Raw genomic sequence first — 14,324 nt, forward strand, 5'->3', positions numbered from 1 at the left:
GTCCCTCAGAATTTGGTGAAGCTCGTTTCATCCGGCGCGTCGGCGGCGAATGCCAGCACGGCGTGTCCCGCGGTGCGCGCGCCTTTCCTCGGCGCGGCGGCCGGCCGGCCCTGCGCCCTGCGTGTGCCGGGCAAGCCCGGGCCGGAATCCTGCGCCAGCTTGAAGAAGGCCATCGCCTGCTGCAGCTGCTCGGCCTGGGAACTCATCTCCTCGGCCGTCGCCGCCAGTTCTTCCGAGCTGGAGGCGTTCTGCTGCGTCGTCTGGCTCATCTGGCCCACCGCCGAGTTGATCTGGCCGACGCCGGCCGACTGTTCTTCCGACGCCGCAGTGATCTCCTGCACGAGGTCGGACGTCTTGCGGATGTTCGGCACCATCTGGTCGAGCAGGTCGCCGGCGCGTTCGGCCACCTCCACGCTGCTCGTGGCCACTTCGCCGATCTCCTGCGCCGCCACCTGGCTGCGCTCGGCCAGCTTGCGCACCTCGGCCGCGACGACGGCGAAACCCTTGCCGTGTTCGCCCGCGCGGGCCGCCTCGATGGCCGCGTTCAGCGCCAGCAGGTTGGTCTGGTAGGCGATGTCGTCGATGATGCCGATCTGCTTGGCGATCCGCTTCATCGCGGCGACCGTGGCTTTCACGGCTTCGCCGCCTTCGGCCGCCTCGCGCGCGGCCTGCGTGGCCATGCCGTCGGTGACGCGGGCGTTTTCCGTGTTCTGCGCGATCGACGCCGTCATCTGTTCCAGCGAGGCGCTCGTCTCCTCGACGCCGGCCGCCTGCTCGGACGCCGATTGCGACAGCGATTGCGCCGTGGCGCTGACCTCTTCCGACGCCGAGGCCAGCGACTGCGCGCCGCCGTTGACGTCGCCGACGACCTGCGTCAGCTTGGCGATCATCTGCTGCATCGCCGAGAGCAGCAGGCCGGTCTCGTCGCGCGACTGGCTGTCGATGCGGACGGTGAGGTCGCCCTCGGCCAGGCGGTTCGCGGCGTCCACGGCCTGGCGTAGCGCGCGGGTGATCGACAGCGTGAGCGCCGTCGCGATGGCCAGCGCCAGCACGATCGCGGCGGTGGTCATCATCATCGTGAGCGACCGGGTCTGCTGGTACTCGGCCTGCGCCTCGGCGGCCAAGGCGTCCATGCGCTCGGTCTGGAGCTTGACCATGGCGTCGATGGCCGCGATCAGTTCCGTGTCCGCGGGGCCGTAGTCGGTCGTGATGTACTCGGCCGCCTGCGCCGGCGACGTCTCCGCCAGCTTTTGGAATTTTTCGTACTTCGCTTCCACGACGTTGCGCTTGTCCGCGATGGCGCGCATCAGTTCGCGCCCGCGCGGCGTGTTGATCCGCTTGGACAGCTCGTCGATCTGCTGCGCCGTGTCGGCCCGCTCGGTATCGGCTTCCTTGCGGAAGCGCTGGATTTCGGCCGGATCCTTCGTCAACAGGAGGGCCCGCAGGTGGCGGCCGATCTCGATGGACTGGCGCGCCACGCTCTGGGCCAGCATGACCTTCGGATACACGCCGCTGACGATGCGGTCCTGCGCGTCGTTCATCCTGGACATGCGGCCGGTGGCCAGCGCGGCGATGCCGGCGAGCAGCAGGAGGACGATGCCGAAGCCGAGGCCAAGGCGCACGCCGATTTTCATATGTTTAAGCACGATGGCTCTCCAGTTGAGTAAGACGATGAGGGACCGTCATGCGGCGGCTGCGTTGCTGTCGGACTCCACGCCGGCAAGGAGGGCCGCTATGTCGAGGATCAGCGCGACGTCGCCGTTGCCGAGGATCGAGGACCCGGACAGGAAGCGCGCGCCGGCGAACACCTTGCCGAGCGGTTTGATCACCGTCTGGAACTCGCCCAGCAGGTGGTCGACGACGAGACCCGCCTTGCTGCCGCCGTGGCGCACGACGACGACGCTGCGCCGCCGCGCCGGCGCGCCCGCCACGCAGAAGCGCTCGCGCAGGCGCACGAAGGGCAGGGGCTCGCCGCGCAGGTCGACCCAGTCGCGGCCCGGCGTTTCGCAGAATTCGATGCATTCCTCGACCACGTCCATCGGGATCACGAACACCGATTTCCCGACGCTCACCTGGAAGCCGTTGATGATCGCGAGCGTGAGCGGCAGGCGCACCGTGACGGTGGTGCCCGCGCCCTCGGTGCTGGCGATGTCCACGCTGCCGCGCAGCGCGACGATGTTGCGCTTGACGACGTCCATGCCCACGCCGCGGCCCGACAGGTTCGTCACCTGTTCGGCCGTCGAGAAGCCGGGCTCGAAGATCAGGTTGAAGATTTCCTTGTCGGTCGGCAGGCGGCCCGGCTCGACGAGGCCGCGCTCGACGGCCTTGGCCAGGATGCGGTCCCGTTTCAGGCCGCCGCCGTCGTCCGTCACTTCGATCACGATGCTGCCGGAGTCGTGGTAGGCGTTCAGCCGCACGAAGCCCTGGGCCGGCTTGCCGCGCGCGGCGCGCACGTCGGCTGCTTCGATGCCGTGGTCCATCGCGTTGCGCACGAGGTGGGTGAGCGGGTCGCCGATCTTTTCGACGACCGTCTTGTCCAGCTCCGTGTCCTCGCCGCTGACTTCCAGGCGGATGTCCTTGCCGAGTTCGCGCGCCACGTCGTGCACGACGCGCTGGAAACGGTTGAACGTGGCGCCGATCTTCACCATGCGCAGCTGCAAGGCGCTGTCGCGCACTTCTTCCACGAGGCTGGACAGCGTGGACGTGCATTCGAGCAGTTCGGGAATCTGCGTGCGGCGCGCCACCAGGTTGGCGCCGGCGCCGGCGATGATGAGCTCTCCCACGAGATTGATCAGGCGGTCCAGCTTGTCGGCGTCCACGCGCACGGAGCGGGTTTCCTGCTGCGGACGCGCGTCGGGCGCCTGGCGCTGTTTCGCCAGGGCCGCCTCGACGACGGGCGCGTGCACGGTCCCCTGGTCGACGAGGATTTCACCGATCGGCTGGGCCGGCGCGGCGCTCGCCGCCTGCGCCGCCAGCGCGTGTTCCAGCTCGTGCGCCGTGACGCTGCCGCAGCGCACGAGCATCTGGCCCAGGTGCTCGCGCTCGGCGGGCAGCTCGTCCAGCCAGGCCAGGTATTCGGCGATGCGGTTCTCGGGCGGCAGGATGCGGATGCGGCAATCCTCGCGCACGAAGTCGAACACGCCGTCGATGGCCGCCTTGTCGGCGCCGCTGTCGAAGCCGATCTCGAACCCGAGGTAGCACGATTCGGGATCGAATTCGTCGGCCGCCGGCAGCTCGTCGGCGATCGTCGCGATGCCCGTGATGATCCCCAGCTGGCCCAGGTAGCGGATGAACGACAGCGGGTCCATGCCGTTGCGCAGGACGTCGCGGCCGAAGCGCAGCGAGATGTGCCAGTGGCCGGCGCCGCCGGCGTCGTGGGCGTCGCCGCCGTCCGCGGCCGCCTGCGTCGGCGCGGGCGCGTGCGCCTCGCCCAGGTAGCCCTGCAGCGCGGCGACGAGCGGGGCGCCGGCGTCGGTGAGGGCGCCGTTGCCGTCCAGCGTGCCGCTTTCCACGGCGTCGACGAGCGCGCCGATGTGGTCGCGGCACGCGAGCAGCAGCGCCACCAGTTCGTCGTCGAGACCCACCGCGCCGTCGCGCGCCTTGTCCAGGACGCTCTCGGCCACGTGCGTGAATTCGACGACCGGGTCGAGGCCGAACATGCCGGCCGATCCCTTGATCGTGTGGGCCGCGCGGAAGATCGCGTTGACGGCGTCCATGCCGTCGCGCGCGACGGCGAGCAGCGCGTTTTCCATCTGCTCGAGCAGCTCGCGGCTCTCGACGATGAAGGTGTGGGTCAGCTGGTCGACGTTGGCGCTCATGCCGCGTCTCCTTCGCACGTCAGGCCGAGCAGCGCGAATGCGGCGCGCACGGCGGGGCTGGCGCCCTGCAGCGCGAGCCGCTTGCCGAGGCGTTCGGCCTCGCGCCGCGCCACCAGCAGCAGCTGCACGCCGGCGCTGTCGAATTCGGTGACGGCGGACAGGTCGAGCGCGGGCGCGTCCATCGTGCGCACGGCCTCCAGCAGGGCGGGATTGAGCTCGGCGGCGCGGTAGATCGTCATCTCGCCTTCGACCGCCAGGCATGCGGCGGCCCCTTGGCACGTTTCGCCAATATTCATGTCATGCTCCTGAAAAGGCCGGCGCAAGCCGGCACGGGGTCAACGCGGCGTCAGGCCAGGGTCAGTTTCTGAACCGCCGCCAGCAGGGCGTCGGGCTTGAACGGCTTGACCATCCAGGCCCGCGCGCCGGCGGCCTTGCCCTGTTCCTTCTTGGCTTCCTGCGACTCCGTGGTCAGCATCAGCACGGGCGTGAACTTGTACGCGGGGCGGGTCTTCAGTTCGCGCAGGAACGCGATGCCGTCCATGTTCGGCATATTGACGTCGCTGATGATCAGGTTGACCTTCTGGCCGGTCAGCTTGGCCAGCGCATCCTTGCCGTCGACGCCTTCGATGACGTCGTAGCCGGCCTGCCTGAGGGCGAGGCCGACGACTTGGCGGATCGAGATCGAATCGTCCACCACCATGATTGTCTTTGCCATGGGAGCTCCTAGAAAAAGGTGATTTCTTCGGCTTGTTGGGGGACGGCCTTGGCCGCGCTTTTGTGGAGTAGGCGTTCTTCCGCCATCGCATACGTGCTTTCCAGTTCGGCCAGCAGGGTGCGTGCGTCGAGGTCCAGCGCCTGCTCGTCCAGCCAGGAGGGCAGGCGGGCGATGTTGTCGCGGACGTGGGACAGGATCTGGCTGACGCGGTCCTGGAACTGCAGCTGCACGATCGCGTCGCCGACTTCGGCCTGGATGCCGGTGCTCTCGCGGGCCAGCAGGTCCGACGAGGCGACGAGGGCGTCGGTGACGCCGCGCAGCGATCCGAGCACGTTGCCGATCATCTGGCCGGACGCCTGCACGGCACGGGTCTCCTCGCGCATCGATTCGCCGGCCGCGCGGCACGTCGTGTCGATCGCGGCGCTGATCCGGCCCACCTGTTCGGCGATGTGCTTGCCCGCCTCGGCCGAGCGGTTCGACAGCATGCGCACTTCGGTCGCGACGACCGCGAATCCGCGTCCCGCCTCGCCCGCGCGCGCCGCCTCGATGGCCGCGTTCAGGGCCAACAAGTTCGTCTGCCACGCGATGCTGGCGACGTCCGCGGCCATCGTCTGCAAGGTGGCGGTGACTTCCTGCAGGCCTTCGATCTTTTGCAGCATCTGCTGCTTGCTGGCGGCGGCATCGGCCAGCATGTCCAGCAACGAGCGCAATTCCTTTTCGCTGGCCGTGAACGTGTCGACGATGTTGCCGCCGTCGCCGCCGTGGCGCGCCGCGCTCGACGCGGCCAGCGCCTGCTCGAGCCGCATGACGATGCCGGAGAAGCGCTGGACGAGCGCGACGACCGCGGTTTCCATCTGCTCGCGCGAGGCGTCGATATGCGATGTCCACACGCCGGCCACGTCGGCGCCGAATGCGCGCCGGTTGGCCAGGGCGTCGTCCGCCGCTGGGGTGCCGGCGGCTGCGGCGCCGGATGCGTGCCCGCGCAGCGCGGCGAAGCCGCCGGCCGCCAGCAGCGCGCAAGCGAACAGCCAGCCATGCCATTGCCAGCGCGCCAGCGGGACGATGACGCAGCCGGCGGCCGCGGCCACGAGCAGCGGGGAGAGGGTTTGCAGGGGGCGTAGTCGCGTCACGCGGCGCTCCGTTTGGTCTGTCGGTGTTCGGATCGTTGCGGCATTTATGAACCGCATCTGTGCAGATGATTGCAGAATGAATTGCCCTAGCGCAAGGCTTTGCGACACAAAATTTCTTATCGGTCGCAGAAACAACACAAACCCGGCGATTTCTAATGCATTGTTGCAATAGGGTTTTTTTCGGTCCGATGACGATTTGTTCAGAAACTATCCGAAACTCACCACTTTGTTGTTGTTCAATTAGTTAACCATTGTGCATATGCATGCGGCGGAAAAAACGGACGTGGTTTCGGCAAACCCGAAGCCACGCGATGGAAATGCCGGATTGTGGGCGCGCGCCCCGCCAACTACCATCGACGCATGAATACGCTGATCCTCACTTGCGCGGGCGGCTTGGTGGCCGGCGCCATGAACGCGCTGGCGGGCGGCGGCTCGTTCGTCAGCCTGCCGGCGCTGATCGCGGCCGGCGTGCCTCCGGTACTGGCGAACACGTCCAGCACTGTCGCCCTGTTTCCGGGCGGGCTCGCCAGCGCATGGGCGTATCGCGACGGCCTGGGGCCGGTCGGCGCCGTGCCGCTGCGCGCGCTGCTGGCGACGACGTTGTGCGGCGGCCTGGTGGGCGCGATGCTGTTGCTGAAGACATCATCCGCGGCGTTCGCGGCCGTGCTGCCCTGGCTGTTGCTGGTGGCCTCGATCGCGCTCGCGTTCGGGCGGCGCATCGGCCGGGCGCTGCGATCGCGCGTGCGCATCCATGCGCGCGCGGTGCTGGCCGTCCAGTTCGCGCTGGGCGTCTATGGCGGTTATTTCGGCGGGGCGGTGGGGATCATGATGATCGCGACGTGGGGGCTGCTGGACAGCCGCGACCTCAAGGACTTGAACGCGCCGCGCACCTTGCTGGTCGGCGCGGCGAACGCGGTGGCGGTGCTGGCCTTCGTCGCGGCCGGCGCGGTGCGCTGGCCCGAGACGCTGGCGATGCTGGCGGGTGCGATCGCGGGCGGCTACGGCGGCGCGCACGTCGGGCGGCGCGCGCCGGCGGGTGTCGTCCGCGCCGCGACCTTGTGCGCCACGGCGGGCATCACGCTCGCGTTTTTCGTGAAGACGTATTTCAGGTGAGGCCATGTTGCAGGCCCTGCTCCTGGTCAGCGCTTCAGTTGCGACAGGTCGCGCACGGCGCCGCGGTCGGCCGACGTGGTCAGCGCGGCGTACGCGCGCAGCGCCTGCGAGACGGCGCGCTCGCGGTTCACGGGCTGCCACGCGGCCGCGCCCCGCGCTTCCATCGCGGCGCGGCGCTGCGCCAGCTCGTCGGCCGTCACGCGCAGGTTGATGGTGCGGTTGGGGATGTCGATGTCGATCATGTCGCCTTCCTCGACGAGGCCGATCGCGCCGCCTTCCGCCGCTTCCGGCGATGCGTGGCCGATCACGAGGCCGGACGAACCGCCCGAGAAGCGCCCGTCGGTGAACAGCGCGCACGCCTTGCCGAGGCCCTTCGACTTGATGTACGACGTCGGGTACAGCATCTCCTGCATGCCCGGGCCGCCTTTCGGGCCTTCGTAGCGGATGATGACCACGTCGCCCGCGTGCACCGTGTCGCCCAGGATGCCTTCGACCGCAGCGTCCTGGCTCTCGAACACGCGCGCGCGGCCGGAGAATTTCAGGATGCTTTCGTCCACGCCGGCCGTCTTGACGATGCAGCCTTTCTCGGCGATGTTCCCGTACAGGACCGCGAGGCCGCCGTCCTGCGAGTAGGCGTGCGCGCGGTCGCGGATGCAGCCTTGTTCGCGGTCCAGGTCGGCCGTGTCGAAGCGCTCGGCCTGCGAGAACGCGACCTGGGTCGGCACGCCGCCCGGCGCGGCGCGGAACAGCGTGTGCACGGCCTGGTCGTCGCTTCGTTTGATATCGTACTTTTCGATCGCCGCGCCCAGCGTCGGGCTGTGCACGGTCGGCAGCGACGTGTCGAGCAGGCCGGCGCGCGCCAGTTCGCCGAGGATGGCGACGATGCCGCCGGCGCGGTGCACGTCCTCGATGTGGTATTTGTTCGTCATCGGCGCGACCTTGCACAGGCACGGCACGTTGCGCGAGATGCGGTCGATGTCGGCCATCGTGAATTCGACGCCCGCCTCGTGCGCGGCGGCCAGCAGGTGCAGCACGGTGTTGGTCGAGCCGCCCATCGACACGTCCAGCGCCATCGCGTTCTCGAACGCGGTCTTGGTGGCGATGCTGCGCGGGAGGATCGTGTAGTCGTCGCCTTCGTAGTGGCGCTTCGCGAGGTCGACGATCAGGCGGCCGGCGCGCAGGAACAATTCCTTGCGGTCGGCGTGCGTGGCGACGATGGTGCCGTTACCCGGCAGCGAGAGGCCCAGCGCCTCGGTCAGGCAGTTCATCGAGTTCGCCGTGAACATGCCGGAGCAGGAGCCGCAGGTGGGGCAGGCCGAGCGCTCGACTTCGGCGACGTCGGCGTCGGAAATGTTCGAGTCGCCGGCCTGGATCATCGCGTCCACGAGGTCCAGCTTGATGATCTTCTTGTCGTCGTTGACGACCTTGAGCACCTTGCCCGCTTCCATCGGGCCGCCCGACACGAACACGGTCGGGATGTTGATGCGCATGGCGGCCATCAGCATGCCCGGGGTGATCTTGTCGCAGTTCGAGATGCAGACCATCGCGTCGGCGCAGTGGGCATTGACCATGTATTCGACCGAGTCGGCGATCAGGTCGCGCGAGGGCAGCGAGTACAGCATGCCGCCGTGGCCCATCGCGATGCCGTCGTCGACGGCGATGGTGTTGAATTCCTTGGCGACGCCGCCGGCCGCCTCGATCTCGCGCGCTACCAGTTGGCCCAGGTCCTTCAGGTGCACGTGGCCCGGCACGAACTGGGTGAACGAGTTGACGACGGCGATGATCGGCTTGTCGAAGTCGCCGTCCTTCATGCCGGTCGCGCGCCACAGGGCGCGGGCGCCCGCCATGTTGCGGCCTTGGGTCGTGGTATGGGAACGGTAAGTGGGCATGGTGTCTCCTTGTGGACGGCGAACGAATGAGGGCACTAGGGTGCCGTGTCGGCGGCAAGTTGTCAAATATATGATTTGGTGGTCTGTGATTCGCAATTCGTATCAGTGCGCGACTGTTATTGCTTTTGCGCAAACTTTGCCCATACACTGGGGCATGCTGATCCGAACTATCGTGAATGCCGGGCTGAGACGCGGGCTGAAACCCCTGTGGAACGACATCCCATCCGTCGCGCGCATGCGCGCCGCGTACCGGCGCATCGACCGCCTCGGGGCGCTTGGCCGGCGGCCCGTGCCCTTCCATGTCGCCGAGGTGGGTGGAATCGGCGTCGAATGGATCGGCCGGCGCGACGCGGCCCGCGACGGCGTCATCCTGTATCTTCACGGCGGCGGTTTCGCGGTGCGTGCCGCGGCGGCCGATCGCCGCTACTGTGCCGGCCTGGCGCGCCGTACCGGTCGCCCCGTCGTGCTGGTGCCCTACCGGCTCGCGCCCGAGTGTCCGTTCCCGGCGGGCCTGGATGACTGCTGCGCCGTCTACGCGGGTCTGCTCGCCGCCGGTATTTTGCCGCACAAGATCGTCGTGATCGGCCACTCCGCCGGTGCGAATCTCGCGCTCGTGCTGCTGATGCGGGCGCGCGATTACGGTTGGCCCCAGCCGGCGGGCGGCATCCTGCTGTCGGCGCCGACCGACCTGACGGCCGGCAGCCCGTCCGCATCCGCCAACGCCGCGCGGGACAGCATGCAGGGACCGAACATCTGGCCGTGGGTGAGGATGACTTACCTTGCCGCCGTCGCGCCTGAGCACCCGGACGTGTCGCCGCTGTTCGGCGACTGGGCCGGCCTCGCGCCGCTCCATTTCCACGTCTCGGACACCGAGATCATCCTCGACGACAGCAGGCGGGCGGCCGAACGCGCACGTCAGGCCGGCAACGCCGTGACGCTCTCCATCTGGCATGACGTACCGCACAGCTTTTATTACATGAACGCGTTGCGCGAGGCGTGGCGGTGCCGCGCCGAAGTGGTTGCGTTCATCGGGCACGTCTTGCGGCGGGAATGAAAAAAGCAGCCCGCGGGCTGCCTTTATGTGTTGGTGGGCTCGGGGAGCCCACCCTACGGCTGCTTTATCGCGGTACGGCGATATGTATCACCACCAACGCCCGTAGACGTAGGGTGGGCACCCTGTGCCCACCATGGCGTATCACCACCACATGCCGTAGATCGTGGCCAGCACCACGCAGATCACCGCCGACCCGAGCGCGAACGCGCCGTCGACCTTGAACAGCTTGGTGTCGACGATCAGCGCCTTGACCTTGCCGCGGGCGAACACGGTGGAGAGCAGGACCATGCCGGCGACGACGAGCCAGAACACGATGAACATGCGGTCCAGGAACGGGATCTCGTACACGCCCGAGCCGTTGTCGTGGGAGAAGCCGATCGGTGCGAGGAACGACAGGTCCATCATCGTCGGCAGGAATTTCAGGATGATCGAGAACACCAGGCCGCCGATCGTCGCGAACATCGCCGCGCTGGACGTGGTCTTTTTCCAGAAGAAGCCCAGCAGGAACATGGCCAGGATGCCCGGCGAGACGAAGCCCGTGTATTCCTGGATGTACTGGAAGCCGCCCTTCTTGTCGATGCCCATCATTGGCGCGATCACGACCGCCAGCAGCATCGAGACGACGACGGTCATGCGGCCGATCCACACCATCTTCTGTTCGGTGACGTTCGGGTGCAGGCGTTTCTGGTAGATGTCCAGGGTGAAGATGGTGGCGATCGAGTTGGCCTTGCCGGCCAGCGACGCGACGACGGCGGCCGTCAGCGCGGCGAACGCGATGCCCTTGATGCCCGACGGGAGCATCGCCAGCAGCGTCGGGTAGGCGCGGTCCGGATTCAGTTCGCCGCCGACGCGCATGGCGTCGCCCAGCACGCCGGCACGATCCAGCGCGAACGCGGCGATGCCCGGCATGACGACGATCATCGGCATCAGGAGTTTCAGGAACGCGGCGAACAGCAGGCCCTTGCGCGCGGTCGGCAGGTCGGCGCCGAGGGCGCGCTGCGTGATGTACTGGTTGCAGCCCCAGTAGTTCAGGTTCACGATCCACATGCCGCCGATCAGCGTCGACAGGCCCGGCAAATCCATGTAGTTCTTGTTGTCGCGGCCCAGCACCATCTCGAAGTGGTCGCGGGTCGTGTTGTACAACGTGGAGAAGCCCTGCAGGGCGCCGTGGCCCTGGCCCAGTTTCGCGACGAGGTCCAGCGCCAGCCACGTGGTCACGAGGCCGCCGACGACGAGGCAGGTCACCTGGATGACGTCGGTGTAGCCGATGACCTTCATGCCGCCCAGCGTGATGATCGCGGCGAAGACGGCCAGGAACAGCATGCAGGGGAACACGCCGATGCCGGTGACGCTGCCGATGGCCAGCGCGCCCAGGTACAGGATCGAGGTCAGGTTGACGACGACGTACAGGCCGAGCCAGAACAGCGCCATCGTGGTGGCGACGGCCTTGCCGTAGCGCTGTTCGAGGAACTGGGGCATCGTGTAGATGCGGTTCTTCAGGTAGACCGGCATGAAGAACACGGCGACGATGACGAGCGTGGCGGCGGCCATCAGTTCGTACACGGCGATGGCCATGCCGATGCGGAAGCCCGAGCCGCTCATGCCGATGAACTGCTCGGCCGAGATGTTGGAGGCGATCAGCGAGGCGCCGATGGCCCACCAGGTGAGCGAGCCTTCGGCCAGGAAGTAGTCGTGCGAGGCGGAGGTGTTCGCGCTTTTCTTGCGGCGGTAGACCCAGAGGCCGTAGCCGGCAACGACCACGAAGTAGACCAAAAAGACGATGGAGTCGAGGCTGGAAATCAGGTTCATAAGCGTGTCTCGTATGACGGGCAGCGCGCGAATGCGGCGCCGTCCGCTGGTTGTTATATCGTCCGCCGAAGCCGGCGACGCCGGCTTCGAGCTTCCAACTTACAAGAGATTATCGGAAACGAGGAAGAAACGCTATTCCAAAAAGTGCTTTTTGCATAGTTTTATAACACTTTTTGTTTGCGCAAACATCGGCGCGCGGCGGCCAGCGCGGGAGGAAGCGGACATCGTGCAACGTCGATGTCCGCAGCAGAGGATTGATGGCAGAAACGGCCGCGGAACCCGCGCGGCCGGCGCCGCGCCGCGGCCTGAGGTCAGGCGAGGACGAGGGCCCGGCCGCCCGACGCGCGGTGCCCGCGCTCGTCCAGCTTGAACACGCTGACGAGGTGGTCGAGCGCTTCCGCCTGTTCGTGCAGGCTGTGGGCCGCCGTCGCGGCCTGTTCGACGAGGGCGGCGTTCTGGTGGGTGACGCCGTCCATCTGGGTGATCGCCTGGTGGACCTGCTGGATGCCGGCGCTCTGTTCGCGGCCGGCGTGGCTGATCTCGACCATCAGTTCGTGCATCTGCTGCACGGTCTGCAGCACTTCGCGCATGGTGGCGCCCGCTTCCGACACGAGGCCGGCGCCGCTTTCGACCTGCTGCACGGACGCGCCGATCAATTCCTTGATTTCCTTGGCGGCCGCCGCCGAGCGCTGGGCGAGGGTCCGCACTTCGCCCGCCACGACGGCGAAGCCGCGGCCCTGTTCGCCGGCTCTAGCCGCTTCCACGGCCGCGTTCAACGCCAGGATATTGGTCTGGAAGGCGATGCCGTCGATGACGGCGATGATGTCGACGATCTTCTGCGACGAAGCGTGGATCGACCCCATCGTGTCGACGACGCGCGCCACGGCCGTGCTGCCCTGCTGGGCGACGCCAGCCGCCGTGTCGGCGAGGGCGTTGGCCTGGTTCGCGTGCTCGGCGTTGTTGCGCACGGTCGTCGTCAGTTCTTCCATCGACGCGGCGGTCTGCTGCAGCGCGCTGGCCTGCTGTTCGGTGCGCGAGGACAGGTCCATATTGCCGGCCGCGATCTGCGTGGACGCGCTGGAGATCGTGCCGGTGGCCGTGCGCACGTTGCCGACGATGTGCGCCAGGTTGGCCTGCATCGCCTTCATCGCCGCGAGCAGGCTGGCGTCGTCGCCGGCACGGGTCTCGACGTCCATCGACAGGTCGCCGGCCGCGATGTGCTTGACGATCTCGGTCGCGTAATCCGGCTCGCCGCCCAGGCGGCGCATCAGCCAGCGCGTGAGCAGCGCGGCGCCGGCCGCGCCCAGCAGGACGCTGCCGCACACGAGCGCGACGATCAGCGTGCGCGATTGCGCGTAGCGCTGCGCGCCGGCGAGGGCGGCCGCGCGGCCGCCTTCGGTGTACATGTCGACGGCCTTGTCGACGTTCTTGCGCATGGCGACGATCAGCTTGTTGGATTCGCCGCGGATCAGCGACTTGGCCAGCACGCCGTCGTTCTGGCGCACGGCGGCGCGCAGCTTCGCGTCTTCCGCCATATAGCGTTGCCACATGTCGAGGAAGTCGGCGTACAGCTGTTTTTCCTCCGGCGACTCGAGCAGCTTGACGTAGGCGTCCTGCATGGCCTTGAGGTCGACGAGGTCATGCGCGATCACCTTGTCGTACTTGTCCATCTCCGACGGCTCGGTGGAAATGATGTACTGCAGCTCGCGCGTGCGGATGCGGGCGACCTGGGACTTGATGTCTTCGATGACGCGGATGCCCGGCATCCAGTGCGACGACAGCCGCAGCGATGTGTCGTTGACCTTGGCGAGTTCACGGATGGAAATGACGCCGACCAGCAGCGTGAGGGCGAGGACGGCGGCGAACGTAATGCCCAGCTTGCTCGCCAGGCGGAGACGGTTGAACCAATTCATCGGCAATTTCAGTGATAAGACGTTAATAAAGCGGGGGGAAGCGTTTCCCAAAGTCAACAATGATAACCGACATCCCAGATCGACGTCACTCTGCAATCGCCTGTGTAGATTCTTTACGACAACTAGATTGCCACGAATGCATGCTGCCCGGCGGTAACGTGCGCAGTGTTGTAGGAATGACAGCCTATACTGCCCTCGTTTGTTCCGAAACCCGGTTGATACGCATCGATGGCGCCCCCGTTTTCACGTCCCGCGGTATTGTTCGTCAAACTGGTCCTGCTGGGGCTCGTGGTCGGCATCGCCGTCTGGATTGCATTAGCACGCTGGACAATGACCCCTCGCAACGTGAGTGAAGCCCCCGTGGCGCAGCCGATCGCCTTCAGCCACAAGCACCACGTGTCCGACGACGGCATCGACTGCCGTTATTGCCACACGTCGGTGGAAAATTCCGCCACGGCCGGCATGCCGTCCACCTCCGTCTGCCTCAGCTGCCATTCCCAGCTGTTCCTCGATTCGCCCGCCCTGGCGCCGCTGCACGAGAGCGCGCGCACGGGCAAGCCGATCCACTGGGTGCGCGTGCACGACCTGCCGGACTTCGTCTATTTCGAGCACGACATCCACGTCAACAAGGGCGTCGCGTGCATCGAGTGCCACGGCCGCGTCGACCAGATGCCCATCACGTGGCGCACGGCGTCGCTGGACATGCAGTGGTGCCTGCGCTGCCACCGCGACGCGCCGCACCACGTGCGGCCGCTGAACCAGGTGTTGTCGATGGCGCCGGAAAAGCCCTTGAGCGCGGACGAGATCCGCCAGCTGAACCGCCTGTACCGCCTGCGCGACGCCCAGGCGCTGACCAATTGCTCGACCTGTCACCGCTAGGTTG

General features: G+C 67.3%; 11 protein-coding genes. 3 read left to right on the forward strand and 8 right to left on the reverse strand.

Annotation, left to right across the window (positions count from 1 at the left end; translation table 11 throughout):
* Positions 1-5: 5 nt before the first annotated feature.
* From ISF28_RS10405 to ISF28_RS31030, 5 genes are read right to left on the reverse strand one after another with little or no spacing between them, the layout of a single operon-like run.
* Complete coding sequence (locus tag ISF28_RS10405; RefSeq protein WP_229519004.1) at positions 6-1,634, reverse strand: methyl-accepting chemotaxis protein; 1,629 nt, start codon at positions 1,632-1,634, stop codon at positions 6-8.
* Between the two features lie 48 nt (positions 1,635-1,682).
* A complete protein-coding gene (locus ISF28_RS10410; RefSeq protein ID WP_198117108.1) occupies positions 1,683-3,818 on the reverse strand; it encodes a chemotaxis protein CheA in 2,136 nt (711 codons plus the stop codon).
* A complete protein-coding gene (locus tag ISF28_RS10415) occupies positions 3,815-4,114 on the reverse strand; it encodes an STAS domain-containing protein (protein WP_198117109.1) in 300 nt (99 codons plus the stop codon). The genes ISF28_RS10410 and ISF28_RS10415 overlap by 4 nt, the downstream gene beginning before the upstream one ends.
* Before the next feature lie 50 nt (positions 4,115-4,164).
* Positions 4,165-4,533 (reverse strand): response regulator, encoded by a 369-nt coding sequence (locus tag ISF28_RS10420; RefSeq protein ID WP_198117110.1) that lies wholly within the window; start codon positions 4,531-4,533, stop codon positions 4,165-4,167.
* 8 nt (positions 4,534-4,541) lie between these two features.
* The gene (locus tag ISF28_RS31030; RefSeq protein WP_370663413.1) at positions 4,542-5,663 is read right to left on the reverse strand and encodes a methyl-accepting chemotaxis protein; all 1,122 of its coding nucleotides are present in this window, start codon (positions 5,661-5,663) and stop codon (positions 4,542-4,544) included.
* A gap of 360 nt (positions 5,664-6,023) precedes the next feature.
* On the opposite strand from ISF28_RS31030, the gene ISF28_RS10430 reads away from it, so the two are divergent.
* The gene (locus ISF28_RS10430) at positions 6,024-6,776 is read left to right on the forward strand and encodes a sulfite exporter TauE/SafE family protein (RefSeq protein WP_198117111.1); all 753 of its coding nucleotides are present in this window, start codon (positions 6,024-6,026) and stop codon (positions 6,774-6,776) included.
* A 26-nt stretch (positions 6,777-6,802) separates the two neighbouring features.
* Here ISF28_RS10430 and ilvD read toward each other — a convergent pair whose 3' ends face one another.
* Positions 6,803-8,665 carry a dihydroxy-acid dehydratase gene (gene ilvD / locus ISF28_RS10435; RefSeq protein WP_198117112.1) on the reverse strand — a complete coding sequence of 621 codons (1,863 nt, stop codon included), beginning with the start codon at positions 8,663-8,665 and terminating at the stop codon, positions 6,803-6,805.
* A gap of 154 nt (positions 8,666-8,819) precedes the next feature.
* On the opposite strand from ilvD, the gene ISF28_RS10440 reads away from it, so the two are divergent.
* Positions 8,820-9,719, forward strand: a complete 900-nt coding sequence (locus ISF28_RS10440) for an alpha/beta hydrolase (RefSeq protein ID WP_198117113.1) — start codon at positions 8,820-8,822, stop codon at positions 9,717-9,719.
* Between the two features lie 141 nt (positions 9,720-9,860).
* Here the strand turns inward: ISF28_RS10440 and ISF28_RS10445 are convergent, their stop codons facing one another.
* Both ISF28_RS10445 and ISF28_RS10450 read right to left on the reverse strand, forming a co-directional pair.
* Complete coding sequence (locus tag ISF28_RS10445; protein WP_198117114.1) at positions 9,861-11,528, reverse strand: sodium:solute symporter family transporter; 1,668 nt, start codon at positions 11,526-11,528, stop codon at positions 9,861-9,863.
* Between the two features lie 311 nt (positions 11,529-11,839).
* Positions 11,840-13,441, reverse strand: a complete 1,602-nt coding sequence (locus ISF28_RS10450; protein WP_198117115.1) for a methyl-accepting chemotaxis protein — start codon at positions 13,439-13,441, stop codon at positions 11,840-11,842.
* A 345-nt stretch (positions 13,442-13,786) separates the two neighbouring features.
* Between ISF28_RS10450 and ISF28_RS10455 the strand changes: the two genes are divergently transcribed.
* Positions 13,787-14,320 (forward strand): cytochrome c3 family protein, encoded by a 534-nt coding sequence (locus ISF28_RS10455; protein WP_370663414.1) that lies wholly within the window; start codon positions 13,787-13,789, stop codon positions 14,318-14,320.
* Positions 14,321-14,324: the final 4 nt, after the last annotated feature.

The organism is Massilia rhizosphaerae, from assembly GCF_016093545.1.
GTDB lineage: Bacteria > Pseudomonadota > Gammaproteobacteria > Burkholderiales > Burkholderiaceae_D > Telluria > Telluria rhizosphaerae.